Origin of the sequence: Xanthomonas sp. NCPPB 3569 (assembly GCF_041475645.2) — a bacterium.
GTDB classification, from domain to species: domain Bacteria; phylum Pseudomonadota; class Gammaproteobacteria; order Xanthomonadales; family Xanthomonadaceae; genus Xanthomonas; species Xanthomonas phaseoli.
In genome coordinates this window covers 1,936,979-1,962,493 of record NZ_CM192969.1, presented here as the reverse complement: position 1 = coordinate 1,962,493, position 25,515 = coordinate 1,936,979, and the positions used below count along the sequence as shown (strand labels likewise).

Sequence of the window (25,515 nt, the reverse complement as noted above, 5' to 3'; positions counted from 1 at the left end):
CGTTCTGTCCGCTCCCGCTGTCCCCGCAGCGGCTGTTCCTGCACCACTGCACTGCCACAACAACAATCTGTACCGATCCCTGGAGGGACGACCATGCGCCACCACCACCCCCATTCCGCCCGCCCGGCGCGCAAGCTGCTCAGCTGCGCGCTTGCCAGCTGCCTGCTGCTGGGCGCCGCACCGGCCTTCGCACAGAGCACCGCCGCCACCATCCGCGGCCAGGTCACCGTCGATGCCGCACCTGCCGCCCAGGCGCAGGTCACCGCCACCAATCTGGCCACCGGCCTGACCCGCACCGTGCAGGTCAGCAATGGCGGCTATTCGGTAGGCGGCCTGCCGCCGGGTTCGTACCGCATCGATGTCACCGCCAATGGCCAGACCAGCTCGCAGAACGTCACCGTGCAGGTCGGCCAGACCGCGACCTTGAATCTGGGCGTCGGCGGCGAACCGGCCACGGCCGCCGGTGGTAACGCCACCACGCTGGATGCGGTGCAGGTGAAGGCGCCACCGGTACTGGTGGAGACGCGCACCTCCGAGAACGCGACCTACATTTCCAACGTGCAGATCCAGAACCTGCCGCGCGCCACGCGCAACTTCCTGGAACTGGCCGACACCGTGCCCAACGTGCAGTTCACCCGCGAGGCCAACGGCACCACCAAGGTGCGCACCGGTGCCACCTCGGCCGAAGGCACCAATGTCTACATCGACGGTGTGAGCCAGAAGAACTACGTGCTGACCGGCGGTGTGAGCGGCCAGGATTCCAGCCGCGGTAACCCGTTCCCGCAGTCGGCGATCGGCGAATACAAGGTCATTACGTCCAACTACAAGGCCGAGTTCGACCAGGTCAGCGGCGCGGCCATCGTGGCCTCGTCCAAGTCCGGCACCAACGACTTCCACGGCAGCTTCTTCTGGGACACCAGCAACGACGGCTGGCGCGAGGAAAGCCCGCTGGAGAAAAAAGGCCGGCGTGCGCGACGACTTCGAAGAAACCCAGTACGGCGCCGCCTTCAGCGGCCCGATCCTCAAGGATAAGGCGCACTTCTTCATCGCCTATGAGGCCAAGGAATACACCACCCCGAACGTGGTGATTCCCGGCTCGATCTATTCCGACCGCGTCGACCAGCTGCCGGCCCAGCTGCAGCCGCTGGTGGTGACCTCCAGCACGCCGTTCAAGGAAGACCTGTATTTCGGCAAGATCGACTGGACCATTGGCGAGAACAACCTCTTCGAGCTGACCGGCAAGTACCGCAAGGAAGACGAGCTCAACGACGTTGGCCGCACCTCGACCTATGAGCACGGCAGCATCAACGGGCAGGAAGAAAAGCGCGCCAACCTGCGCTGGCAGTACAGCGGGGCCAATTTCCTCAACGAGGCCAACCTGAGCTACGAAAGCGCGTTCTGGAACCAGGCGCCGATCAACAACGGCAATGGCTACATCCTCAGCTACGCGCCGGGGCGCGGCAACGAGACCGACATCCTGGCGGCGGGGGCCGGCAGCAGCTTCCAGCGCAAGGGGCAGAAGGGCTGGACCTTCCAGGACGACCTCACCCTGAACAGCCTGGAATGGCACGGCGCGCACACCGTCAAGATGGGTGTGAAGTTCAAGAGCATCGGCCTGGATTCGACCCAGTTCAACCCGGCCAACCCGCAGTACTACTACAACATCCTCACCGACGTCGAAACGCCGTACCGGGTGCGCTTCGGTGCGCCGCTGGTGGAAGGTGGCGGTTCGGTGGTGTCCAAGAACAAGCAGTACGGCATCTACCTGCAGGACGACTGGGAAGTCAACGAGCACTGGACCGTGAACCTGGGCGTGCGCTACGACTACGAAGAAACCCCGGCATTCCTGGACTTCGTGACCCCCTCGGATGTCGCCAGCGCGCTGCAGAACTGGCCCAACCTGCGCAACGCCAACTACAACATCAACGACTTCATCAGCACCGGCAACAACCGCAAGGCGTTCAAGAATGCTTGGCAGCCGCGCCTGGGTGCGTCCTACGACCTGTTCGGCGATCAGGCCCACGTGATCTATGGCGGCGCCGGCCGTGCCTATGACCGCAACATCTTCGATTACCTGGCACTGGAGCAGCTCAACAACTCCTTCAAGTCGTATAGCTACTACTTCACCAGCGCCAACAACCCCACTTGCCTGGGCGACCCGTGCACGGCCTGGAATCCGGCGTACAACAGCCAGGATGGCTTGAACACGCTCACGGCCAACAGCACCGGTGGTGGCGGACGTGAGGTCTACCTGATCGACAACAACCTCAAGACTCCGTACTCCGATCAGTTCAGCATCGGCATGCGCAACATGGTGCCGTTGTGGGGCCAGGACTGGTTCACCGATGTCACCCTGAGCCGCATCGAGAGCCATGACGGCTTCGCTTTCGTGCGCGGCAACCGCCTGCCGGACGGGTCGTTCTTCCAGCCGGGCACCACCTCCGGGGTGCCGACCGACGGTCCGAATGGCTATAGCGCCATCGTGCTGGGCACCAATGGCGTGGAAACCCGCAACAACCAGCTGGCCTTGCAGGTGGAAAAGCCCTTCGACGAAGAATCCGGCTGGGGCCTGACCGTGGCCTACACCTATTCCGATGCCAAGGAGAACCGTCAGTTCGGCGAGCACTATGCGCTGGACCGCGAACGCATCCAGGACTATGGCTGGCGCGAGGCCGGCGGCATCCCGAAGAACCGCCTGGTGGTCACCGGCATCTACGAGCTGCCGTATGAGATCAAGCTGTCCGGCAAGCTCTCGCTGGCCAGCCAGACCGCGCGCTACGGCCAGAATTGCCTGGCTGGCAACGACCAGTGCGAGATCATCCAGTTCAAGCCGGATGGCACGCTGGGCTACAAGGAATTCAGCATCGCCGCCAATAAAGAGTGGGACACCGGCGGTGGTGTCAAATTCAACGTGCGTGCGGATATCCTCAACGTGTTCAACTGGGTCAATTACGCCACCTTCAACGGCGATACCGGAACATTGCAGGACTTGAACACGGCTTACGGCACACCGACCGGTGTGCTGGCGTCGCCGATGCGTACCTTCCGTCTGGCCTTCGGCCTGAACTGGTGAGGTGCTCGACCGCCCTGGCCGCAACGCCAGAGCGGTCGAACTCGGCGCCTGGATAGGGTAGGTTGGCGTGTCAGATGTAATCGATTACACACGTGGGGGGCGGATGGACAGGGGCAACACGTCGCGATGGTTGACGATTCCACTCTTGCTGGGCGCGCTGGTCCTGGCGTCGTGCAAGCAAGCCGAGGAACCCAAGGTGGCCCAAAAGAAGGCACCGGTGAAAGTCATCCTGGTTGAGGCGCAACTGCCGCCCAAACCGGTCAAGCCGCCGCTGCCGCCGCTGTTTTCGGACATCGAACGCCGCACGTTCCAGTTTTTCTGGGACACCACCAACGAGGTCAACGGCCTGTCGCCGGATCGGTTTCCGTCGCGCCCGTTCGCCAGCATTGCGTCGGTCGGATTTGCGCTCACTGCCTATCCGATCGGCATCGAAAACGGGTGGGTCAGCCGCAATCAGGCGATCGACCGCACCCTGACCACGCTGAAATTCTTCCGCGACGCGCCGATGGGCCCGCAGAAGACCGGCCGCGCCGGCTACAAAGGTTTCTACTACCATTTTCTGGACATGCAGCAGGGCAACCGCTACGACAGCTGGGTCGAGCTGTCGAGCGTGGACACCGCACTGCTGATGATGGGCGTGTTGTTCACCCAGTCGTATTACGACGGCGACGACCCGCGCGAGAAGGAGATCCGCCAGATCGCCGACACGCTCTACAAGCGCGTGGACTGGCGCTGGCTGCAACAGCGTGCGCCGCTGATCTCGATGGGCTGGTTCCCCGAGAGCGGCTTCATCAACCACGACTGGATGGGCTACAACGAGGCGATGATGCTGTACATCCTCGCGCTGGGCTCGCCGACGCATGGCGTGGACCCGGACGCCTGGACCAGCTGGACCCGCACCTACAACAACGACTGGGGCGTCTACCAGGGCCAGGAATACCTGTCGTTCGGCCCGCTGTTCGGCCACCAATACAGCCATGTCTGGATCGACTTTCGCGATATCCAGGACCAGTACATGCGCGAACGCGGCATCGACTACTTCCTCAACAGCCGCCGCGCCACCCTGGCGCAGCGCGACTACGCCATCGACAACCCGATGAAGTGGAAGGACTACGGCGAGAACGTCTGGGGCCTTACCGCCAGCGATGGTCCGCAGAACACCAGCCAGGAATACCGCGGCGAGCAGCGCCAGTTCCGCCATTACTCTTCGCGCGGCGCCGGTCTGCGCGAGAATTTCGACGACGGCACCATCGCCCCGACTGCGGCGATCTCCTCGATCGTGTTCGCCCCGGAAGTGGTGATTCCTGCCACCCAGGAGATGCACAAGCGCTATGGCGACTTCCTGTATTCGAGCTATGGGTTCCTGGATTCGTTCAACCCCAGTTTCAACTACGACATCCCGATCAAGACCGGGCGCATGGTGCCGGACCGTGGCTGGGTGGCCAGCGACTACATCGCCATCGACCAGGGCCCGATCCTGACGATGATCGCCAACTACCAAGACGAATTCGTCTGGAACGTGATGAAGAAGAACCCCTACATCCGTGCCGGCCTGGAACGCGCCGGCTTCACCGGCGGCTGGCTCACCCCGGAGGGCGAGCCGCAGCCGGCGCCGCAGAAGGACGAGCAGAAGGCCGCTGCGCGCGCGCTGGGCATGGCCGAATCGCGTGCCGCCGCCGCCCAGGCCCAGCAAGACCCCTCGCAACGCCAAAAACCCGAGTAATCCGTGCGCCTTTTGAAACTGTTGATGTTGGCCCTCGCCCTGTGTGCAGGTGCGACGGGATGCGAACGCTCCGATCCGGGCAAGACCACGGTGCGCTTCTGGGCGATGGGCAAGGAGGCCGAAGTGGTCGCCGAGCTGGTGGCCGATTTCGAAAAGCAGAACCCCACCATCCATGTGGATGTGCAGAACATCCCGATGACCGCGGCGCACGAAAAACTGCTGACCGCCTTTGCCGCCGACGGCCTGCCGGACGTGTGCCAGCTCGGCAACACCTGGCTGCCGGAATTCGCGCTGCTGGACACGCTTGAGCCGATGCAGCCGTACGTGGCGCGCTCCAAGATCGTCGAGCCCGCCGATTATTTCCCCGGAGTGTGGGATACCAATCTGGTCGACGGCACGCTGTACGGCGTGCCGTGGTACGTGGACACGCGCCTGCTGTTCTACCGCAAGGACTTGCTGCGCGAGGCCGGCTATAACCAGATGCCCAAGACCTGGGCCGAGATGGAACAGGTGATGGCCGCAATCAAGCGCAAGGTCGGCCCCGACCGCTACGCCATCCTGATGCCGCTCAACGAATTCGAGCAGCAACTGTCGTTCGCGCTGCAGCAGGACGACCGCCTGCTGCGCGACCATGACAACTACGGCAATTTCCGTGGCGCCGGTTTCCGCAAGGCGCTGGGCTTCTACGACAACATGTACCAGCAGGGCTGGGCGCCCAAGGTCTCCGAGACCCAGGTCTCCAATGTCTGGTACGAGTTCTTCAACGGCTACTACGCGTTCAATCTGTCCGGGCCGTGGAACGTGCGCGAATTCAAGCTGCGCCAGCCGCCGGGCATGGAAGGCAAGTGGGGCACCGCGCCGTTGCCGGGGCCTAATGGCTTGGGTGCCGGGATTGCCGGCGGTTCCAGCCTGGTGATCTTCAAGTCCTCGCAACACAAGGACGCCAGCTGGAAGCTGATCGAATACCTGTCCCAGCCCACGGTACAGGCACGTTTCCACGCCATCATCGGCGACCTGCCGCCGCGTCGCAGCACCTGGAAGCTGCCCTCGCTGGCCAACGACGAGCTGGCGCATGCCTTCGGCGACCAGCTGGAGCGTGTCAAGGCCACGCCCAAGGTGTTGGAGTGGGAGCGCATCGTGCAGGAAATGCGCCTGGTCACCGAGCGCGTGGTGCGTGGCGGGCAATCGCACGAAGCCGCCGTGCAGGAACTGGATCAACGCGTGGACGAAATCTTGGCCAAGCGCCGCTGGATCTTCGAGCAGGAGGGCGGGCATGTCGGCCCGGCCGGTGACACGGCTCGGCCGGCAGTGCAGCCAGCGGCTGCAGACACCACTGCGCCAGCCGCCGCAGCGGACCAGGGAGCCGCACGATGATCAAGCGTAATTCCGTTGCCGGCTGGGTCTTCGCCGCGCCGTCGATCATGGTGCTGGGCATGTTCTTCGGCGTGCCGGTGTTCGCCGCGCTGGTGCTCAGCGTGACCGACTTCGACCTGTACGCATTGGCCGACAGCAGCCATCTGCGCTTCGTCGGCCTGGGCAATTACATCGACCTGCTGCAGACGCCGCTGTTCTGGAAGTCGTTGTGGAACACCACGTACTTCGTGCTGCTGGGCGTGCCGATGTCGATCGGCGTGTCGCTGGGCGCGGCCCTGCTGCTCAACGCCAAGGCCTCGCGCTTCAAGGCGCTGTTCCGCACCGCCTTGTTCGCGCCGGTGGTGACCACGCTGGTGGCGGTGGCGGTGATCTGGCGTTACCTGTTCCATATCAAATATGGCCTGGTCAACTTCGGGCTGAGCCATCTGGGCATCGCCCCGATCGACTGGCTGGGCGACCCGCGCTGGGCGATGCCCACCATCATGCTGTTCGCGGTGTGGAAGAACTTCGGCTACAACATGGTGATCTTCCTGGCCGGGCTGCAGGCGATCCCGCAAGACCTGTACGAGGCCGCGCGCATCGACGGCGCGTCGCGCTGGAAGCAGTTCCTGCACATCACCTTGCCGATGCTGGGCCCGGTCCTGATGGTGGTCGGGGTGATCACCATTTCCGGCTACTTCCAGCTGTTCGCCGAACCCTATGTGATGACCCGCGGCGACCCGCTGCAAAGCACCGTCAGCGTGCTGTATTTCATGTTCGAAGAAGGCTTCAAGTGGTGGAACCTCGGCCGCGCGTCGGCGGTGGCGTTCCTGTTGTTCCTGATCATCCTGGCGGTGACCACCGTCATGCTGCGCTTTGGCCGCAAGAAGGACCTGATATGAGTCGTGATGTCGGCGAGTCGCGCTGGAATGCCGTGCTGATCAACGGCGGCCTGCTGGTGCTGGCGCTGATCAGCCTGGCACCGCTGCTGTGGATGCTGTCGGTGTCGTTCATGCCCACGGGCGAGGCCAGCCGGTTTCCGCCACCGATGCTGCCCTCGGCGTTTACCGCGGCCAACTACCACGAGCTGTTCGCGCGCACCGGCATGGCGCGCAACTTCGCCAACAGCTTGCTGGTGTCCGGGCTGATCACGCTCGGCTCGCTGCTGGTCAACACCATGGCCGGCTATGCGTTCGCCAAGCTGCAGTTCGTCGGGCGCGAGCGCATCTTCAAGATCCTGATGGCGGCGCTGGTGATCCCGGCGCAGGTGGCGATGCTGCCGCTGTTCCTGCTGATGAAGCAGCTGCACCTGGTCAACAACATCGGCGGGGTGGTGGTGCCGGCGTTGGCCACGGTGTTCGGCATCTTCCTGGTGCGTCAGTACGCGCGCAGCATTCCGGATGAATTGATCGAGGCCGCGCGCATCGACGGTGCCAGCGAGATGCGCATCTTCTTCCAGATCGTGTTGCCGATGCTCAAGCCGGTGCTGGTCACCTTGACCATCTTCACGTTCATGGGCTCGTGGAACGATTTCATGTGGCCATTGATCGTGCTGACCGACCAGGAGCAATACACCTTGCCGGTGGCACTGGCGGCGCTGTCGCGCGAGCACATCATGGACGTGGAGCTGATGATGACCGGTGCGGTGGTGACGGTGATTCCGGTGCTGCTATTGTTCCTGGCGCTGCAGCGTTACTACATCCAAGGGCTTCTGCTGGGGAGTGTGAAGGGGTGAAACCAGTGTTCCTGCGACTGTGTGCCATGGCCGCTTTCGTCACGTCTGCGGGCACAGCGCAGGCGCAGGAGCGCGTGCTCGACGGCTTCAACGACATCGGTGCCTGGCGCCTGGTGGTGTCAAACCAGGTGAGCGGTTCGCTGCGCCCGGTGGCCACCAGCTCCGGTGGGCACGCCTTGTGTCTGGATTACAACTTCAACGGCGTCTCCGGCTATGTCGGCATCCGCCGCAATTTGCCGATTACCTATCCGGACAATTACCGGATGTCGTTCGCGGTGCGTGGCGAGTCGCCCTCCAACGACCTGCAGCTCAAGCTGATCGACGCCAGCGGCGACAACGTGTGGTGGGTCAACCGGCCGGGCTTCAACTTCCCGAAGAACTGGACCACGTTCAACTACCGCAAGCGCAACATCGAGAAGGCCTGGGGTCCGGGTGCGGACAAGCAGTTGCGCACCAGTGCGGACGTGGAGTTCACCATCTACAACAAGGTCGGTGGCCAGGGCACGGTGTGCTTCGACCGCCTGGCGCTGACGCCGCTGCCACCCGAAGACACCTCGCCGCTGCAGGCCAAGGCCATCACCGACACCGCGCCTGCGTTGGAACAGCGCCTGGCCGATGGCAAGCCGGACACGTTCTGGCTCAGCGGCGCGGTCAAACAGCAGACGGTCACGCTGGATCTGGGCAAGGTGCGCGAATTCGGCGGCGCCGTGGTGCAGTGGGTGCCGGGTCTGCAAGCTTCGCAATATGTGGTGCGTTCCTCCAGCGACGGACGGAGCTGGCGCGACCTGCGCACGGTCACCGCCGGCGCGGGCGGCACCGATTGGCTGGCGCTTCCCGATACCGAGGCGCGCTACCTGCGTTTCGATCTCAAGGACGGCCCCAACTGGCGCTACGGCATCAAGGAAGTGCAGTTGCAGCCGCTGGCATTTGCCGCAACGCCCAACGACTTCATCAAGTCGCTGGCGGCGCAGCTGCCGCGCGGCAGTTATCCGCGCGGTTTTTCCGGGGAACAGCCGTACTGGACCATTCTCGGTCTGGACGGCGGCACCGAACAGGGCCTGATCGGCGAAGACGGTGCGGTAGAAGTCGGCAAGGGCGGTTTCAGCATCGAGCCGTTCGTGGTTACCGGCGGCAAGGTGTTGCACTGGTCCGATGTCAGCAGCGAGCAAAGCCTGCAGGACGATTACCTGCCGATTCCCAGCGTCGATTGGCACCACGACCTGATGAACCTGCGCGTCACCGCCTTTGTGCAGGGCACCCCCGATCAGGCGCAACTGGTCGCGCGTTACCAACTGCACAACACCGGCAAGGACGCGCGCGAGTTCACCCTGGCGTTGGCAGTACGGCCATTCCAGGTCAACCCGCCGGCGCAGTTTCTCAATACCCTGGGGGGCGTCAGCCGCATCGAGCAACTCGCAGTGAATGGCGGCCAGGTCAGTGTCAACGGCAAGCCGCGGGTGTTCGCGGCACAGCGGCCGGATGCCGGCTTTGCGAGCGCCTTCGACAGCGGCATGGACGTCAGCCATCTCACCGCGGCCACGTCCCCAACGGTGACCCAGGTCAAGGACGAAACCGGCCTGGCCTCGGGTGTACTGCTGTATCGCTGGAAGTTGGAGCCCGGCCAACGCCGTGAAGTGGCCCTGGTCATTCCGCAAACCGGCGCCGCGCAGCTGCCGGCCAACTTCGATGCGGACAAGGCGCAGCAGCAGGTGGCGCAGCAATGGCGCAGCAAGCTCGATCGCGTGCGCATCAGCGTGCCGGCCGAAGGCAAGCCGGTGGTCGATACCTTGCGCACGGCGCTGGCGCACATGCTGATCTCGCGTATCGGCCCGCGCCTGCAGCCGGGTACGCGCTCTTACTCGCGCAGCTGGATCCGCGACGGCGCGATGATTTCCGAAGGGCTGTTGCGGCTGGGTCGCGAAGATGTGGTGCGCGACTATGTGGACTGGTTTGCGCCGTATCAGTTCGCCGACGGCATGGTGCCGTGCTGCGTGGACGACCGTGGCAGCGACCCGGTGCCGGAAAACGACAGCCACGGTGAGCTGATCTACAACATCGCCGAGTACTACCGTTATACCGGCGACAAGGCCTTCCTGGAAAAGATGTGGCCGCATGTCAGCGGCGCCTACGACTACATGGAAACGCTGCGCGCCAGCGAGCGCACCGAAGAAAACTTCATGCGCAACCCGGCCTTCTACGGAATGATGCCGGTGTCGATCAGCCATGAGGGCTATTCGGCCAAGCCGGTGCATTCGTACTGGGACAACTTCTGGGCACTGCGCGGCTACAAGGACGCGGCGATGCTGGCCGGGGTGCTGGACAAACCGGAGGAGGCGGCACGCTTCAGCGCCGCGCGCGATGAATTCAGCGGCGATCTGGTCGCATCGTTGGGCGCGGCCGTGCGTCAGCACAACCTGGATTTCCTGCCGGGCTCCGCAGAACTGGGCGACTTCGATGCGACCTCGACCACCATTGCGTTGACGCCAGGCGGCGAGCAGCAGCGTCTGCCGCAGGATCTGCTGACCAAGACCTTCGAGCGTTACTGGAAGGAATTCTCCGACCGCCGCGACGGCAAGCGCGAATGGAAGGATTACACGCCGTACGAGTGGCGCAACGTGGCCGCGTTCGTGCGTCTGGGCTGGCGCGACCGCGCCTGGGATGCGACTGCGTTCTTCTTCAAGGACCGCGCGCCACAACCGTGGAACCAATGGGCCGAAGTGGTCTCGCGCACGCCGCGCACACCGTTCTTCGTCGGCGACCTGCCGCATGCCTGGGTCGCCTCGGACTTCGTACGCTCGGTGCTGGACATGTTCGCCTACGGTCGCGAATCCGATGCCAGCCTGGTCATCGCGGCCGGCACGCCGACGCGCTGGTTCGAAGGCAAGGGAATCGGCATTGCCGAACTGCGCACACCGTACGGGCGCCTGAGTTACACCTTGCAGCGCACCGACAAGCAACTGGTGCTGCAACTGCAGCCAGGGCTGATCCTGCCGCCGGGCGGCGTGGTGCTGCCGTGGCCGTATCAGGGAACCCCCGGCAAGGCGACCATCAACGGCGAATCGGCCGAGTGGCAGAACGGCGAACTGCGCATCCAGCAACTGCCGGCCAATGTGCAGATCGATGTGCCCAGCGCGGTGCGGCGGGCCGAGCGCGCCACGCAATGAGGCAGGCGTGGCAGCCGTCGCGGGCAGCGCCAGTACGGCGACATGCCGGATGGCCGGTCGCGGTGCTCGTGCTGCTGCTGTGCTCGACTGGCGCGCAGGCCGGGCGAATAGCTCAGGGCGTCAATCCTGCGCAAGCCATGCAACGCGGCAAGACCGATCGGTCACTGCCAGCTGTCGGGCAGTCACCGAGTGCGGCGCCGCGTGAAATGAGCCTGGTCACGCTCAACCTGCATCACGATCGCGAAGACTGGCCGGCACGACGCGCTTATATCGCCAGGCAGCTCAAGCAACTGGCGCCAGATGTGATTGCGTTGCAGGAAGTGATCGAGCGCCGCGGCAGCGTGGAAAATCAGGCTGCCTGGCTGGCGCGCAAGCTCGGCTACGACTACACCTTCGCCTCGGTCGATCCGGTCGACGCGCCCAAGCGCTACGGCAACGCGTTGCTGAGTCACCGCAAGGTGCTGGCCACGCACCAGCGCCTGCTGCAGCCGCTGGACGACTACCGTGTCGCCGCGCATTTGCAGATCGATGTCGACGGCCAGCCGGTCAACGTCTACGTCACCCATCTCAATGAACGCGCCGACCCACGCGGTACCGGCATCCGCACGCGCCAGGTAGCCGATCTACTGGACTTCATCGCCTCCAACAGCGCGCAGGCGCCGGTGGTGATCGCCGGCGATTTCAACACCGCCGCCGACACGCTCGATCTGCAAGCGCTACGCAAGGGCTACGGCGACAGCTATGGCAGCGTGCATCGCAATAGCGATGCCACGGTCAGCACCTTGAACATGCACGTCTTCGACAGGCCTGCGCGTATCGACCATGTGTTTTTCCAGCAGAACCGCCTGCTGGCCCGCGAAGCCCGCATCCTATTCGAGGCGCCTTATGCCGAAGGCCGCTGGGCATCGGATCACTATGGGGTGTGGGTACGCCTGCAGCTCGCGCCGGAGCGTCCGGCAATCAACCGCATGCCCTAGGAGCGCACCCGGGCGCGACGGGGATTGACCGGGAAAGCCTCATCGCGCCCAGGTGCGCTCCTACCAAGAAGCGTCGGCGCGCCCGTGCGTTTCCGCACGGCGTCTGTGCACACCTGCAGCTCGCGCCGGAGCATCCACCAACCCACCGTATGTCGTAGGAGCGCACCCGGGCGCGACGGGGATTGACCGGTAAAGCCTCATCGCGCCCAGGTGCGCTCCTGCGAACGGTCTGGACCAAGCGGCTTAAGCTCACCCATGCAGACGGTTGAAGATCTGCACCCCGGCCAGCCATACACCGGCCATGCTGCCGAAATTGGTCAACAGGAATGTCAGCACCACCCGCGAGACGCGGTTGCGATACCAGCCGCGCAGCGTCTGCGCATCGTCGCGCAGCGACAGAAAATCGCCGTAGGCCGGCTTGCGCATATGCACTTCGACCAACGCCGCGAATGCACCTGTCGGCACGCTCAGGCGGAATGGTTTGAACGGCGCGACGACCGCGGCGGTGAGAATGCTCAACGGGTGGCTACCGGCCAGCAAACAGCCGAGCGCGGCCATGCCGCCGGTATACATGGCCCACTGCAGCAACAGGTCCGCGCCCATGCTCAGGCCGCCACGCCAGAACCCGATGCCGATGCCGGTGATGATGATCGCCAGGATGCCCAGCGTGATCCATGGAATGCGCTTGCGCTGCTGCACGTATTCCAGCGATTCGCGCAGCGGGCCGGGTGCTGCGGTGTCCTGTTCCAGATGGCGCGCAAGCCCGGCCAGATGCCCGGCGCCGACGACCGCCAAGATCTCGCGCTGATCCGCGCCGACTTCTTCGCGCAGGCGCGTGGCCATGTATTGATCGCGCTCGGCAATGACGGTCTCGTATAGTTCCGGGCTTTCGCTGGCGAAATCGCCGAAGCTTGCCTCCAGCATGTCGCCTTGCTTGAGCTTTTCGATTTCCTCTTCGCCGACCTCATCGGCAGCGAACAGGCCGCCGAGCAATCCGCCGGCCAGTTTCATCTTGCCGAAGAAGCCCAGGTGCCCGGACGCACGTTTGAAGGTCAGGCCAACCTCGCGATCGATCAGATGCACCGGCAAGCCCTGCGCGCGTGCCAGGTTCACCGCCTCTTTCAGTTCTGCACCCGGCTCGATGCCCAGTTGCTTGGCCAGGCGGCGTTGGTACGCGGCAAGTGCCAAATTCGCCGCGAACAAGGCCACGCGTCCTTTGCGGATCACCTGTACCAGGTCCAGGCGGGCGAGGGCATCCGGGTCGCTGAGCGCCTGCAGGCGCTGCGCATCCAGTTCCACCGCCACTGCGTCGTAACGCCCGCTGCCGATCGCCCGTTGCACGGCGGCAACGCTGGCCAGCGACACATGCGCGGTGCCGAGCAGGGTATAGCGCACGCCGTCGCGTTCGACGATGCGATGCGGCTGGCCGGACAGCGCATCGTCCAGAACGTGGGGGGGCTGCTCAGTCATGTGGCTTTTTTTCATCAGAAGGAGGGGCGGTGTCGCCGGAGCCGAGCGCGCGTTGCATCTGCACGCCGTCCAACCAACGACCGCGTTTGCGGCCGATTCCGTTAAAGACTCCGACCGTGCGAAATCCAAAACGTTCATGCAAGCGGCGCGAGGCCAGATTCTCGGCATCGCCAATCACCGCGATCATCTGCCGGAAGCCGCGCTGCTCGCACACCGCGATCAGCTCGCCCAGCAGCGCTTTGCCGATGCCGCGACGCTGCATCGCGGCGGCCAGGTAGATCGAGTTCTCCACCGTCCAGCGATATCCCGCACGCGCGCGAAATGCACTGGCATAGGCATAGCCCGCGACCACGCCATCGAGCTCTGCCACCAAATAGGGGTAGCCCGCATCCACGATCGCGCTCACCCGCGCGCGCATCTCATCGAGCGATGGCGCGTTGTATTCGTAGGTGTTGACCCCGGCGATCTGCTCCGCATAAATCGCGGTGATCGCCGGAATGTCCGCATCGCGGACTGCACGCAGCTCCAATGGCATGCGTCAGTCGATGTAGCGCTTGAGCAGATCGCCGTACGCATCGATGCGGCGGTCGCGCAGGAACGGCCAAATGCGGCGCACGTGTTCGCTGCGCTGCAGGTCGACATCGCAGATCAGCACGGTCGGGTCCTGGCCGGCTTCGGCAATGAACTCGCCCTGCGGCCCCAGCACATGGCTGTTGCCCCAGAACTGGATGCCCGATGCGCCCAGCGGGGAGGGCTCATGGCCGACGCGGTTGCACGACAGCACCGGCACGCCGTTGGCGACCGCATGGCCGCGATGGCTGAGGATCCAGGCATCGCGCTGGCGCTCCTGCTCGGCCTGTTGGTCCTCCGGATCCCAACCGATCGCCGTGGGGTAGAGCAGCAGTTCCGCACCGGCCAGCGCCATCAGGCGCGCCGCTTCCGGATACCACTGGTCCCAGCACACCAGCACGCCCAGGCGGCCCACCGAGGTATCGATCGGCGTAAAGCCCAGGTCGCCCGGAGTGAAATAGAACTTCTCGTAGAAGCCCGGATCGTCGGGGATGTGCATCTTGCGGTACTTGCCGAGCAGCCGGCCGTCCTTTTCGAACACCACCGCAGTGTTGTGATACAGGCCGGCCGCGCGACGTTCGAACAGCGAGGCGACCAGCACCACGCCGTGCTCCTTGGCCAGCGCGCTCAGGCGCTCGGTGCTGGGACCGGGAATCGGCTCGGCCAGGTTGAACTCGTTCACCGACTCGTGCTGGCAGAAATACGCACCGTTGTGCAGTTCCTGCAGCAGCACCAGCTTTGCGCCCTGCGCGGCGGCTTCGGCCACGCGCGATGCGATGACGGCCAGGTTGGCCTCGGCGTCGCCGTGGTTGCGCTCCTGGATCAGCGCGACGGGAAGGAGATGACGGGTCATGGCAGCATCCAACGTAAGTGGCGCACTAAGGTAGCGCGCCATGGCGTAACACCGGCCTGCCGGCCGGAACAGGAAGCCACGCGCGGTCGGTGCGGCCGCGACGCAGGCGAGGTTCGCAACTGCGATTAGGCCGCGAGCAGGCCGGCCGGCAATTGCATGGTCAGGCAATGCAGGCTGCCGTTCTGCCAGATCAGCGCACGACACGGCACCGGCACGATCTCGTGCTGCGGAAACGCCTGCGCCAGCACTGCCTGCGCGGTTGCGTCGGCGGCATCGCCATAGGCCGGCATCAACACCGCGCCGTTGACGATCAGGAAATTGGCATACGACGCAGCCAACCGGCGGCCTTCGTCGAGAATGGGCTGTGCCCACGGCAGCACAAACAGCCGATACGGTTGCCCGTCGGCAGTGCGTAGCGCGGCCAGTTCGGCGCCCATCGCCTGCAGCTCGGTGTAATGCGAATCGCTGGCCACATCGCAGCCCTGATAGACGATCGCATCCGGACCGGCAAAGCGCGCCAGCGTATCGATATGCGCGTCGGTGTCGTCGCCTTCCAGGTAGCCATGATCCAGCCACAGCACGCGCTCCTGCGCCAGCCAGGCGGCCAGATCGCTGCTGAGCGATTCGCGCGTGTGCTGCGGGTGGCGCTCATGCAGGCACTTCCAGGTGGTCAGCAGGGTGCCGGCACCATCGGTCTCGATTGCGCCGCCTTCCAGGGCGAAGTCGACCGTCGCCACCTGCGCCGGCACGAACACCTGCGCGGCATCCAGCGAGCTCACCAGCTGATCGTCCAGGCTGGCTTCGAACTTGCCGCCCCAACCGGTGAAACGGAAATCCATCAACCGGAAGCCGGCGTCCTGGCGCAGCGTGATCGGGCCCGAATCGCGCAGCCAGGTGTCGTTGTAGGCGGCGATCACGAAACGCACCCGCGTCATGTCCACCCGCGCCGAGCGCAGCCGCGCCTCGGCATAGATCTGCAGGTCGTCGTCGGCCACGCAGACGACCACCGGTTCGAAGCGGGAGATCGCCGTGACCAGCGCAATGTAGGTTTCCTCTACATCGGCCAGGCGCTCGGCCCAATCGGTACCGGCGTGCGGCCACGCGAGCAACACAGCGGATTGGGGTTCCCACTCGGCGGGAAAGCGAAGACGGTCGATCATGCCAGGCAAATACTCATCTTGGTGTGCGGGCCATCGCCCACACGTTCATCGATATCCCGCACGTCGCTGCGGGCTCTTGCGATCCGGGCGCCGCTCGCCGCGCCCGGCTTTGTGGCAGCATTGCAGCAACGCATGTCCGGATGCTGACGGACCCGGTCCAGCTTGCGATGCGAATCGTGACGGCCGGCGTGCGAATAACAGATGCCAACACCTCCGGCCGAGCCGTCGCCGTGTCTCAGCGGATCGGCGGCTTGGGCCCGATCTCGTTGGCATCGGCCTTGTTGGCGACCACGTCGATCACCTTGCTCTTTTCGAAGTACACGGTGAAGGCCGGATACACCCAACGATGGATGGTCGGCCACTGGCGCTTCTGGCCGCCGCGCGGGTCGAGCTTTTCCTGCGGCGCGCCGTAGCGGCCTTCGACCTGGCTCATGCTCTCCCCGCGCAAGGGCAGGGCAGCGGCAGGCTTCTGCTGTGCGCGGTCGACCAGCAGCGTATCGGCCGAAGCGACGGCACTGATCCCCATCAGCGCGATTGTCAGCACGACCGGCGGCATCACAAACAAACGGTTACGCATGTCATCTACTCCCCAGTGGACAAGATTTCAGGTGGTGATTACAGCAAAAAAACGACGACAGGCGCTGTTGCGACACGGCTGACCTGGCGGGGCCGCGATTGCCCGGGCGCCCCGGCCCAGTCACGACAATGTCCTGCCAGGGTCGGCCGGCGGCAGAGACGTAGGGCAACCAGTGCTGTGAAGCAGCGGCCAAGAAAAAACCGCCCGGAGGCGGCTTTCTCGGGTCTTGCGCACGCCGCAGAGGCTTAGCGCTGACGCGCCTTGAAACGCGGGTTCGACTTGCAGATCACGAAGACCTTACCGCGGCGGCGGACCACCTTGCAGTCGCGGTGACGGGTCTTCGCAGACTTCAGGGAGGACAGGACTTTCATGGCACACCTCGGCGTAAACGGTTGGATTCGATGGAAGAGTGCCCGCAATCGAGGGTGCACCCGGAATGAAGCCGGCGATTCTAACCGGCTTTTCGTCGTGCTTTCAAGTGGTTGCGGCGCAATCGCTGCAAGCGGCGCTACACTACCGGCTGATGACCTTCCGGACACCTGAATGACCGACCTGTCGCCCGTTCTCACCATCGATGGCCCCTCCGGCGCCGGCAAGGGCACCGTGAGCCGGATCGTGGCTGCCCGGCTGGGCTGGCACTACCTCGATTCGGGCGCACTGTATCGCGCTGTCGGGGTTGCTGCGAGCTGGGCCGACCTGGATGTCTCCGATCCGGCAGCGCTGGTGCGCTGCACCTTCGACACCAGGGTGGAATTCGACGATGCGGGCGAGGCAGGACTGCGCGTGCTGGTCAATGGCGCGGATGCGACCAGCGAGTTGCGGCTGGAAACGACCGGTGCGCTGGCCTCGGCCATTGCGGCCATTCCCGAGGTGCGCAGCGCCCTGAAGGAGCGCCAGCGCGCATTCAGGCGCGCGCCCGGGCTGGTTGCCGACGGGCGCGACATGGGCACGGTGATCTTTCCCGATGCTGCCTACAAGGTGTTTCTGACCGCCAGTGCCGAAGAACGTGCGGGCCGTCGCCATAAACAGTTGATGGAAAAGGGTGTTTCGGTTATCTTTGACGACCTGCTGCGCGAGATCATGGCCCGTGATGCCCGTGATGCGCAGCGGGTGGTGGCGCCATTGCGGCCGGCCGAAGACGCCGTGCTGATCGATACCAGTGGAATGGGAATCGAGGATGTCGTCCAGCGTGTGGTCGGGTTGCTCGCAGACCGCGCGCCGTCGTAAGCGTTTCGCAAGCGGGTTTGTCCCGCCGACCGTAAGGCGTTCCAAAGCTCCGTCGCGCATCCTGCGTGGCAGTTCTATGACTTCTAACCGACTCGCTGTATGGAGTCGACCAACAGGCTGGGCGGTTCGCATCTGTCGCACTCCGACGATCGGCGCCCGTGTGTTCAACTGAGTAAATTCAAATGACAGAATCTTTTGCAGAACTGTTCGAAGCCAGCCAAGCCAATCTGGCGAAGCTGAAGCCGGGCTCCATCGTCACCGGTACCGTCGTGGAAGTTCGCGGCGACGTGGTGGTGATCAACGCTGGCCTGAAGTCCGAAGGCATCGTGCCGATCGAGCAGTTCCGTAACGACGCTGGCGAGATCGATGTCGGCGTAGGCGACCAGGTCAAGGTCGCCCTCGATTCCATCGAGAACGGCTTCGGCGAAACCGTGTTGTCGCGCGAGAAGGCCAAGCGCGCGATGGTGTGGGACGAGCTGGAAGAAGCGTTGGAAAAGAACGAAACCATCACCGGCCGCATCAGCGGCAAGGTCAAGGGTGGTTTCACCGTGGACATCAAGGATGTCCGCGCGTTCCTGCCTGGTTCGCTGGTGGATGTGCGCCCGGTGCGCGACCCGGCCTACCTGGAAGGCAAGGAACTTGAGTTCAAGCTGATCAAGCTGGACCGCAAGCGCAACAACGTCGTTGTTTCGCGTCGTGCAGTGGTCGAGAGCGAGCACTCGGAAGAGCGCGAGCAGCTGATGGACAAGCTGCAGGAAGGCGCGATCCTGAAGGGTGTCGTCAAGAACCTGACCGACTACGGCGCGTTCGTGGACCTGGGCGGTATCGACGGCCTGCTGCACATCACCGACATGGCCTGGAAGCGCGTTCGCCATCCGTCCGAAGTCGTCAACGTCGGCGACGAGCTGGACGTGCGCGTGCTGAAGTTCGATCGCGAGCGTAACCGCGTCAGCCTCGGCCTGAAGCAGCTGGGCGAAGATCCGTGGGACAACATTGCCCGTCGTTACCCGGCCAACAGCCGCGTGTTCGGCAAGGTCTCCAACGTCACCGATTACGGCGCATTCGTCGAGATCGAGCCGGGCGTCGAAGGTCTGGTGCACGTCTCCGAAATGGATTGGACCAACAAGAACGTCAACCCGTCCAAGGTTGTGCAGGTCGGTGACGAAGTCGAAGTAATGGTCCTGGACGTGGACGAGGAGCGTCGCCGCATCTCGCTGGGCATGAAGCAGGTTGCCGCCAATCCGTGGGAAACCTTCGCTGCGACCCACAAGAAGAACGACAAGGTGTCCGGTCAGATCAAGTCGATCACCGACTTCGGCATCTTCATCGGTCTGGACGGCGGCATCGACGGTCTGGTCCACCTGTCCGACATCAGCTGGAACACCACCGGCGAAGATGTCGTGCGCAACTACAAGAAGGGCGACACGCTGGAAGCCGTCGTGCTGGCAGTGGACCCGGAGCGCGAGCGCATCAGCCTGGGCGTCAAGCAGCTGGAGCAGGACCCGTTCGGTCAGTACATGGCGTCCAACCCGAAGGGTTCGAAGGTCGAAGGCGTGGTGCGTGAAGTGGATGCCAAGGGCGCCACGATCGACTTGGCCGACGGCATCGAAGGCTACGTCGCTGCACGCGACATCGCCAACGAGCGCGTCGACGACGCCACCCAGCACCTGAAGGTCGGCGACAAGATCGAAGCCAAGTTCGTGGGCATGGACCGCAAGGGCCGCACCCTGCAGCTGTCGATCAAGGCCAAGGACGATGCCGAAATGCGCGAAACGTTGGAGGACTACCAGTCCGCCTCCGCGTCGGGCGGCATGACTCAGCTGGGCGCGCTGCTGCGTGCGCAGTTGAACAACAACAAGTCCGAGTAAGCGCGTAGCGCTCGCAAGAGCGTAACGGATCGGCCCGGGCTTGCCCGGGCCGATTCCGATGTGTCAGTCGAAAAAAGCAAGTCTCCCATGACCAAGTCCGAATTGATTGAAATCCTGGCGCGACGCCAAGCGCATCTGAAGTCGGACGACGTGGATCTGGCAGTCAAGTCGCTGCTGGAAATGATGGGCCAGGCGCTCTCCGATGGCGATCGGATCGAAATTCGCGGGTTCGGCAGTTTTTCGCTGCATTACCGTCCGCCACGGTTGGGACGTAACCCTAAGACCGGCGAGTCGGTCGCGCTGCCGGGCAAGCATGTACCCCACTTCAAGCCGGGCAAGGAATTGCGTGAGCGTGTCAGCTCCGTGGTGCCTGTGGATGTGGCCGATACGGCAGACTGAAGCCATTCTGGCGCTGCGTTTATGTGGTCTCGGTTAAGCTAGTCCGCCTCCCGACGGAGTCTCGCCATGAAGGTGCTTCGCTTGCTGGTGATGTTGGCCTTCCTGCTGGTCGGTCTGATCATCGGTGCGGTCAATTCCCAGGACGTCACGCTCGATTTTCTGTTCTCCAGCGTGCATACCAGTTCAGGCGTCGCGATCATCGTCGCGCTGCTGGTCGGTGCCGGCATGGTGCTGGTCAGTGTGGTCATTCCCCTCTATTCCAAACTGCGCCAGGCCAACAAGGCTGTTGCGGTCAGTCGCGCCGACGCCAGGGCTGTCACGCCTGCGACCGTCGAGCCGCGCCCCATCGATGGACTGTAACGACGTATGGAATTTCTGACCGAGTGGATCTGGTTCTTCCTGTTCGTGCCGCTGGCTGCGCTAGGCGGCTGGATCGTCGGCCGTCGTGGCGGTCAACGCCATGGCGACACGCAGGTCAGTCGTCTTTCCAGTACCTATTTCCGCGGGTTGAACTATCTGCTCAACGAACAGCCGGACAAGGCGATCGAGCTGTTTTTGCACATCGCCGAACTGGACAAGGAAACCTTCGAGACCCAGGTCGCGTTGGGGCATCTGTTCCGCCGCCGTGGTGAAGTGGACCGTGCGATCCGCCTGCACCAGGGCCTGGTGCAGCGTGGCGACCTGACCGATCAGCAGCGCGTCCAGGCCTTGCTGGCGCTCGGCGAGGACTACATGAAGTCGGGTCTGCTGGATCGTGCCGAAACGGTCTTTACGGAGTTGGCGCAACTTGACCAGCGCGCGCCGCAGGCGCTGCGTCACCTGATCGGTATCTATCAGGCCGAGCGCGATTGGGAAAAGGCGATCGACAACGCCACCCGCTATGAAGAGGTGACCGGCGAGCCGATGGGCAAGCTGATCTCGCAATTCGAATGCGAACTGGCTGATCGCTATCGCGGCCTGGGCAAAACCGACGATGCACTCCAAGCGATCGCACGTGCCTACCAGGCCGATGGCACTTCCGTGCGTGCCGGCATTCTGGAAGGACGCATCGAAGCCGAGCGCGGTCACGACGAAGCGGCGGTGCGCGCGTTCGAACGGGCTGCCCGGCATGATCCGGAATACCTGCCCGAGATCATTCCTGCATTGATGGCCGCGTATCGACGGGTCGGCGATATCGCCGGCGCGCGCAACTTCCTGTCGGAGATGACCGAGCACTATCGCGGCATCGCTCCGGTGCTGGCGCTGACCCAGTTGATGGAAGCCCAGGATGGCGTCGCGCCTGCGCTTGCCTATCTTGGCCGCCAGCTCAAGGATCGGCCGTCGGTGCGTGGTGAGTCGGCATTGATCGATCTCACCCTGGCCGAGGGGAGCGACCCGGTCGGCACCCTGCAGGACCTCAAGCACATCACCGACCAGTTGCTGGTGCGCAATCCGAGCTACCGATGCACGCGCTGCGGCTTCGGTGCCAAGACGCATCACTGGCAATGCCCGAGCTGCAAGGAATGGGGTACGGTCAAACCGCTGTTGAACTACGCGGTGGTCTGATGGCGTGGCTGTGGTGCGCGCTGCACCTGCTGGTCGCGGCACTGGGCACCTGGGGGCTGCGGCGCTATGCCTTGCACCGGCGTCTGCTCGATCATCCCGGTGAACGGCGTAGCCACCTGGTGGCGACCCCGCGCGGTGGCGGCATGGCGATTGTGGCGGCAATCTTGCTGGGCTGCGTTGCGGCGTGCGCGCTATGGCCGACATCCCGGTTGACGGTCTGCTGGTTCGCAGCGGGCTTGGTCGCAGTGGCCGGCGTGGGCTGGTGGGACGACCACCGTCCGCTTTCGGCAAGGCTGCGGTTTTCGATTCACCTGGCCGCATCGGCGGCATTGGGCGCCTTGGTTTGGCACGCGACGGGCAGCGTGTGGGATGGATTGCTGACTGCAGCTGCATCCGTGGTGTTGATCAATGTCTGGAATTTCATGGATGGCATCAATGGGCTCGCCAGCACCCAGGCGGCGTTGGCCGCGCTGGGATTCTCGCTGGTAGCGCCTGCCGGTTGGTCGTGGGCAGGTCTGGCGATTGCAGCCGCGTGCCTCGGGTTTGTGCCGTTCAATTTCCCACGTGCGCGCATCTTCATGGGCGATGGCGGCAGTGGCGCGCTCGGCTACGTGCTGGCGGCGCTGCTGGCGCTGAACGTGGCAAGTGGTCAGGTGAGCTGGTGGATCAGCTGGTTCCCGTTGACGGCCTTTCTTGTAGACGCCGGCTTCACGCTGCTTGCTCGCATGCTGTCCGGGCAACGCTGGTGGGAGCCACATGCCCAGCATCTGTACCAACGTCTGGCGCGTCGTCTTGAGATGCACGTCCCGGTAACGTGCGTTTATTTCGCTTTCAGCCTCATTGCCGTCTGCTTGTACCTGTTAATCCGTCATGATCCGTTCTGGCTGCAGGTGTCCGGCGCGCTGGTGTGGGGCATGGGCGCCACTGCAATCTGGCTTTTTCTGCGCGATGGACTGCGCAATTCCTGAGTAATGGACTTTTATGATTTCCTGGCGTGACCGTTTGACCAAGGCCCTGCCGCAGATAGCGGTCGTGGTGCATGACCTGCTGATGGTGTGGGTGTGCTGGCAGTTGCTGCATGCCGGCCGCTACTCGATGCTGCGCGACGCGCCGGATCTGCCGCTGTGGGACTGGCGCACCGCGGTGGTGTTGGTGGCGCAGGGCCTGGTGTTCTGGAAGATGGGGTTGTACCGCGGGTTGTGGCGCTTCGCCTCGGTGCCGGACCTGTGGAACATCTTCAAATCGAGTTTTCTTGGGCTGGTCACGATCGTGCTGGCGTTGGCGTACGACCGTCTGGATGGCGTGCCGCTGTCGGTGTTGGTGGTCTATCCGTTTGCGTTGTCGGCCATGCTGGGGACGCCGCGTCTGTTGTATCGCGCCTGGAAGGACTACCAGATCGCGCATTCCGGTGACGCGGGGCAGCGCGTGCTGATCCTGGGCGCAGGGCGCGCTGCTGAAGGTTTGGTGCGCGATCTGCGCCGTACCGGCGCGTTCGTGCCGATCGGCTATCTGGACGATGCCAGCAACCTGCATGGCGCCAAGATCCAGGGTCTCAATGTGCTGGGCAATCTGGATCAGGCCGCCGCGATTGCTAAAGAGACCGCTGCCAAATTACTGGTGATCGCGATCCCGTCGTTGGACGCTTCCGGCATGCAGCGCGTGGTGGCGATCTGCGAAAGCACCGGCCTGCCGTTCCGCATGGTGCCCAAGCTGATCAACGTGCTGGAGGGGCGCTCGTTGCCGGGCGAGTTGAAGGAGGTCGCGATCGAGGACCTGCTCAACCGCAAGCCGGTGACGCCCGACTGGCGCCTGATCCGCGATTGGCTGACCAACAAGACCGTGATGGTGACCGGCGCCGGTGGATCGATCGGTTCGGAAGTCTGCCGTCAGTGTGCGCGCCACGGCGCGCGCCGGATCGTGCTGCTGGAAATCGACGAACTGGCGCTACTGACCATCGACTCGGATCTGCGCCGGCTGTTCCCGGATATCGAGGTCGTGCGCGTGCTCGGCGACTGCGGCGATCCGGCGGTCGTGGCGCATGCGTTGAACACCGCCACGCCGGACGCGGTGTTCCATGCGGCCGCGTATAAGCAGGTGCCGTTGCTGGAAGAGCAGTTGCGCGAGGCGGTGCGCAACAATGTGCTGGCGACCGAGAACGTGGCGCGCGCATGTCAGCGTGCCCGTATCGAGACCTTCGTCTTCATTTCCACCGACAAGGCGGTGGAGCCGGTCAACGTGCTGGGCGCAAGCAAGCGCTATGCGGAAATGATCTGCCAGAGCCTTGACGCGCGCGATGCGCCGACGCGTTTCATCACCGTGCGCTTCGGCAACGTGCTCGATTCGGCCGGCAGCGTAGTGCCGTTATTCCGCGAGCAGATCCGCCAGGGCGGCCCGGTGACCGTGACGCATCCGGATGTCACGCGTTACTTCATGACCATCCCCGAAGCCTGCCAGTTGGTCATCCAGGCGGCCGCATCCGCGTCGCATGGTGCGATCTATACGCTGGACATGGGCGAGCCGGTGCCGATTCGATTGCTTGCCGAGCAGATGATCCGTCTGGCCGGCAAGCAGCCCGGCAAGGACGTGGCGATTCTCTACACCGGCCTGCGGCCGGGCGAGAAGCTGCATGAGACGCTGTTCTATTCCGACGAAGACTATCGTCCCACCGCGCACCCGAAGATCCTGGAAGCCGGTGTGCGCGAGTTCTCGCATGAGCAGGTGCTGCAGCTGGTGACGCGCTTGCGCGAGGCCGTTAACCGCTATGACATCAAAGCGATGGAGACTGTCTTGGGTAGCCTGATGCCGGATTTCGCGGCTGCTCGACGGAAAGTCGACGCGCGATCTGATACGGTCGTTCCATTCCCCGCACGTGAGGTCAGAAGACTGTAATGAGTCAGCGTATTCGCAAGGCCGTATTCCCCGTCGCAGGTCTTGGGACCCGCTTTCTTCCGGCTACCAAGACGGTGCCGAAGGAAATGCTGCCAATCATCGACAAACCATTGATCCAATACGCTGTCGACGAGGCCATCCAGGCTGGCTGCGATACGCTGATCTTCGTCACCAACCGCTACAAGCACTCCATTGCCGACTACTTCGACAAGGCCTACGAGCTGGAGCAGAAGCTCGAGCGCGCCGGCAAGCTGGAGCAGCTGGAGCTGGTCCGTCATGCATTGCCGGAAGGCGTGCGCGCCATTTTCGTGACGCAGGCCGAAGCGCTGGGCCTGGGGCACGCCGTGTTGTGTGCCAAGGCGGTGGTTGGTGATGAGCCGTTCGCCGTGCTGCTGCCCGACGACCTGATGTGGAACCGTGGCGACGCCGCGTTGACCCAGATGGCCGATGTTGCCGAAGCATCCGGCGGCAGCGTCATCGCCGTGGAAGATGTGCCGCACGACAAGACGGCCAGCTATGGCATCGTCTCCACCGATGCCTTCGACGGCCGCAAGGGTCGCATCAACGCCATCGTCGAAAAGCCCAAGCCGGAAGTGGCGCCGAGCAATCTGGCGGTGGTTGGCCGGTACGTGCTCAGCCCGAAGATCTTCGAATTGCTGGAGTCCACCGGCGCAGGCGCGGGCGGCGAAATCCAGCTGACCGACGCAATTGCCGAGCTGCTGAAGCAGGAGCAGGTCGATGCCTTCCGTTTCGAAGGCCGACGTTTCGATTGCGGGGCACATATCGGCCTGATCGAGGCCACCGTGCACTTCGCGCTCGAGCACGAGAAGCATGGCGGCCCGGCCAAGGAAATCATCCGCGAAGCACTGGCCAAGGCCGACGCGCACGGTTGATTGTTGCCTGATTGCTGTTTCCACGAACGACGCCAGCTG

Annotated in this window: 20 protein-coding genes and 1 pseudogene; 15 read left to right on the top strand and 6 right to left on the bottom strand. The window is 64.0% G+C overall.

Going from position 1 to position 25,515, the window contains the following annotated elements; genetic code table 11:
- Nucleotides 1–93 precede the first annotated feature (93 nt).
- The 7 genes and pseudogenes from ACCQ03_RS08390 to ACCQ03_RS08360 all read left to right on the top strand — a co-directional run bounded on the left by ACCQ03_RS08390 (nt 94) and on the right by ACCQ03_RS08360 (nt 12,025).
- Nucleotides 94–3,073: pseudogene (locus ACCQ03_RS08390) on the top strand (TonB-dependent receptor).
- A gap of 103 nt (nt 3,074–3,176) precedes the next feature.
- Nucleotides 3,177–4,796, top strand: coding sequence for a glucoamylase family protein (locus ACCQ03_RS08385; RefSeq protein WP_057678444.1), 1,620 nt, complete (start codon nt 3,177–3,179; stop codon nt 4,794–4,796).
- Between the two features lie 3 nt (nt 4,797–4,799).
- A complete protein-coding gene (locus ACCQ03_RS08380; protein WP_209227775.1) occupies nt 4,800–6,170 on the top strand; it encodes a sugar ABC transporter substrate-binding protein in 1,371 nt (456 codons plus the stop codon).
- Complete coding sequence (locus tag ACCQ03_RS08375; RefSeq protein ID WP_017157814.1) at nt 6,167–7,051, top strand: carbohydrate ABC transporter permease; 885 nt, start codon at nt 6,167–6,169, stop codon at nt 7,049–7,051. Before ACCQ03_RS08380 ends, ACCQ03_RS08375 begins: the two co-directional genes overlap by 4 nt.
- Nucleotides 7,048–7,884 (top strand): carbohydrate ABC transporter permease, encoded by an 837-nt coding sequence (locus tag ACCQ03_RS08370; RefSeq protein ID WP_057661559.1) that lies wholly within the window; start codon nt 7,048–7,050, stop codon nt 7,882–7,884. The genes ACCQ03_RS08375 and ACCQ03_RS08370 overlap by 4 nt, the downstream gene beginning before the upstream one ends.
- Before the next feature lie 26 nt (nt 7,885–7,910).
- Entirely contained in the window at nt 7,911–11,048 is a 3,138-nt protein-coding gene (locus tag ACCQ03_RS08365) for a discoidin domain-containing protein (RefSeq protein ID WP_209227777.1), read from the top strand.
- 62 nt (nt 11,049–11,110) lie between these two features.
- Nucleotides 11,111–12,025, top strand: a complete 915-nt coding sequence (locus ACCQ03_RS08360) for an endonuclease/exonuclease/phosphatase family protein (RefSeq protein ID WP_057661563.1) — start codon at nt 11,111–11,113, stop codon at nt 12,023–12,025.
- 249 nt (nt 12,026–12,274) lie between these two features.
- Here ACCQ03_RS08360 and ACCQ03_RS08355 read toward each other — a convergent pair whose 3' ends face one another.
- The 6 genes from ACCQ03_RS08355 to ykgO form a co-directional block, all read right to left on the bottom strand.
- The gene (locus tag ACCQ03_RS08355; RefSeq protein ID WP_209227780.1) at nt 12,275–13,495 is read right to left on the bottom strand and encodes a TraB/GumN family protein; all 1,221 of its coding nucleotides are present in this window, start codon (nt 13,493–13,495) and stop codon (nt 12,275–12,277) included.
- On the bottom strand, nt 13,488–14,030 hold the full coding sequence (locus ACCQ03_RS08350) for a GNAT family N-acetyltransferase (protein WP_057661565.1): 543 nt from the start codon (nt 14,028–14,030) through the stop codon (nt 13,488–13,490). The genes ACCQ03_RS08355 and ACCQ03_RS08350 overlap by 8 nt, the downstream gene beginning before the upstream one ends.
- A gap of 3 nt (nt 14,031–14,033) precedes the next feature.
- Nucleotides 14,034–14,918 (bottom strand): carbon-nitrogen hydrolase, encoded by an 885-nt coding sequence (locus ACCQ03_RS08345; RefSeq protein WP_057661568.1) that lies wholly within the window; start codon nt 14,916–14,918, stop codon nt 14,034–14,036.
- Between the two features lie 125 nt (nt 14,919–15,043).
- Nucleotides 15,044–16,078, bottom strand: coding sequence for an agmatine deiminase family protein (locus ACCQ03_RS08340; protein ID WP_057661570.1), 1,035 nt, complete (start codon nt 16,076–16,078; stop codon nt 15,044–15,046).
- Nucleotides 16,079–16,313: 235 nt separating this feature from the next.
- Nucleotides 16,314–16,655: a hypothetical protein gene (locus ACCQ03_RS08335; RefSeq protein WP_007970129.1), complete on the bottom strand. Its 342-nt coding sequence runs from the start codon at nt 16,653–16,655 to the stop codon at nt 16,314–16,316.
- Nucleotides 16,656–16,900: 245 nt separating this feature from the next.
- Entirely contained in the window at nt 16,901–17,026 is a 126-nt protein-coding gene (gene ykgO, locus ACCQ03_RS08330) for a type B 50S ribosomal protein L36 (protein WP_005913193.1), read from the bottom strand.
- A 172-nt stretch (nt 17,027–17,198) separates the two neighbouring features.
- Here ykgO and cmk point away from each other — a divergent pair, with 172 nt between their 5' ends.
- The 8 genes from cmk (at nt 17,199) to galU (ending at nt 25,476) form a co-directional block, all read left to right on the top strand.
- Nucleotides 17,199–17,882, top strand: a complete 684-nt coding sequence (gene cmk, locus ACCQ03_RS08325) for a (d)CMP kinase (protein ID WP_008572390.1) — start codon at nt 17,199–17,201, stop codon at nt 17,880–17,882.
- A 182-nt stretch (nt 17,883–18,064) separates the two neighbouring features.
- Nucleotides 18,065–19,750, top strand: coding sequence for a 30S ribosomal protein S1 (gene rpsA / locus ACCQ03_RS08320; protein WP_003489652.1), 1,686 nt, complete (start codon nt 18,065–18,067; stop codon nt 19,748–19,750).
- A gap of 87 nt (nt 19,751–19,837) precedes the next feature.
- Nucleotides 19,838–20,149, top strand: coding sequence for an integration host factor subunit beta (locus ACCQ03_RS08315; protein ID WP_003489651.1), 312 nt, complete (start codon nt 19,838–19,840; stop codon nt 20,147–20,149).
- Between the two features lie 66 nt (nt 20,150–20,215).
- Complete coding sequence (locus tag ACCQ03_RS08310; protein WP_057661571.1) at nt 20,216–20,509, top strand: lipopolysaccharide assembly protein LapA domain-containing protein; 294 nt, start codon at nt 20,216–20,218, stop codon at nt 20,507–20,509.
- Between the two features lie 6 nt (nt 20,510–20,515).
- Complete coding sequence (gene lapB / locus ACCQ03_RS08305) at nt 20,516–21,694, top strand: lipopolysaccharide assembly protein LapB (RefSeq protein ID WP_057661574.1); 1,179 nt, start codon at nt 20,516–20,518, stop codon at nt 21,692–21,694.
- Nucleotides 21,694–22,662: an MraY family glycosyltransferase gene (locus ACCQ03_RS08300; RefSeq protein ID WP_209227791.1), complete on the top strand. Its 969-nt coding sequence runs from the start codon at nt 21,694–21,696 to the stop codon at nt 22,660–22,662. The genes lapB and ACCQ03_RS08300 overlap by 1 nt, the downstream gene beginning before the upstream one ends.
- Before the next feature lie 13 nt (nt 22,663–22,675).
- Nucleotides 22,676–24,583 carry a polysaccharide biosynthesis protein gene (locus tag ACCQ03_RS08295; RefSeq protein ID WP_057678441.1) on the top strand — a complete coding sequence of 636 codons (1,908 nt, stop codon included), beginning with the start codon at nt 22,676–22,678 and terminating at the stop codon, nt 24,581–24,583.
- A complete protein-coding gene (gene galU / locus ACCQ03_RS08290; protein ID WP_039571175.1) occupies nt 24,583–25,476 on the top strand; it encodes a UTP--glucose-1-phosphate uridylyltransferase GalU in 894 nt (297 codons plus the stop codon). The genes ACCQ03_RS08295 and galU overlap by 1 nt, the downstream gene beginning before the upstream one ends.
- Nucleotides 25,477–25,515 lie beyond the last annotated feature (39 nt).

What these genes read in the sequence shown, in the direction of transcription:
- ACCQ03_RS08310 (WP_057661571.1), top strand. Translation starts at nt 20,216, where the DNA reads ATGAAGGTGCTTCGCTTGCTGGTGATGTTGGCCTTCCTGCTGGTCGGT.
- ACCQ03_RS08335 (WP_007970129.1), bottom strand. Translation starts at nt 16,655, where the DNA reads ATGCGTAACCGTTTGTTTGTGATGCCGCCGGTCGTGCTGACAATCGCG.
- ACCQ03_RS08350 (WP_057661565.1), bottom strand. Translation starts at nt 14,030, where the DNA reads ATGCCATTGGAGCTGCGTGCAGTCCGCGATGCGGACATTCCGGCGATC.
- ACCQ03_RS08295 (WP_057678441.1), top strand. Translation starts at nt 22,676, where the DNA reads ATGATTTCCTGGCGTGACCGTTTGACCAAGGCCCTGCCGCAGATAGCG.
- ACCQ03_RS08385 (WP_057678444.1), top strand. Translation starts at nt 3,177, where the DNA reads ATGGACAGGGGCAACACGTCGCGATGGTTGACGATTCCACTCTTGCTG.
- ykgO (WP_005913193.1), bottom strand. Translation starts at nt 17,026, where the DNA reads ATGAAAGTCCTGTCCTCCCTGAAGTCTGCGAAGACCCGTCACCGCGAC.
- ACCQ03_RS08300 (WP_209227791.1), top strand. Translation starts at nt 21,694, where the DNA reads ATGGCGTGGCTGTGGTGCGCGCTGCACCTGCTGGTCGCGGCACTGGGC.
- cmk (WP_008572390.1), top strand. Translation starts at nt 17,199, where the DNA reads ATGACCGACCTGTCGCCCGTTCTCACCATCGATGGCCCCTCCGGCGCC.
- lapB (WP_057661574.1), top strand. Translation starts at nt 20,516, where the DNA reads ATGGAATTTCTGACCGAGTGGATCTGGTTCTTCCTGTTCGTGCCGCTG.
- ACCQ03_RS08375 (WP_017157814.1), top strand. Translation starts at nt 6,167, where the DNA reads ATGATCAAGCGTAATTCCGTTGCCGGCTGGGTCTTCGCCGCGCCGTCG.
- rpsA (WP_003489652.1), top strand. Translation starts at nt 18,065, where the DNA reads ATGACAGAATCTTTTGCAGAACTGTTCGAAGCCAGCCAAGCCAATCTG.
- ACCQ03_RS08365 (WP_209227777.1), top strand. Translation starts at nt 7,911, where the DNA reads ATGGCCGCTTTCGTCACGTCTGCGGGCACAGCGCAGGCGCAGGAGCGC.
- ACCQ03_RS08345 (WP_057661568.1), bottom strand. Translation starts at nt 14,918, where the DNA reads ATGACCCGTCATCTCCTTCCCGTCGCGCTGATCCAGGAGCGCAACCAC.
- galU (WP_039571175.1), top strand. Translation starts at nt 24,583, where the DNA reads ATGAGTCAGCGTATTCGCAAGGCCGTATTCCCCGTCGCAGGTCTTGGG.
- ACCQ03_RS08315 (WP_003489651.1), top strand. Translation starts at nt 19,838, where the DNA reads ATGACCAAGTCCGAATTGATTGAAATCCTGGCGCGACGCCAAGCGCAT.
- ACCQ03_RS08340 (WP_057661570.1), bottom strand. Translation starts at nt 16,078, where the DNA reads ATGATCGACCGTCTTCGCTTTCCCGCCGAGTGGGAACCCCAATCCGCT.
- ACCQ03_RS08370 (WP_057661559.1), top strand. Translation starts at nt 7,048, where the DNA reads ATGAGTCGTGATGTCGGCGAGTCGCGCTGGAATGCCGTGCTGATCAAC.
- ACCQ03_RS08355 (WP_209227780.1), bottom strand. Translation starts at nt 13,495, where the DNA reads ATGACTGAGCAGCCCCCCCACGTTCTGGACGATGCGCTGTCCGGCCAG.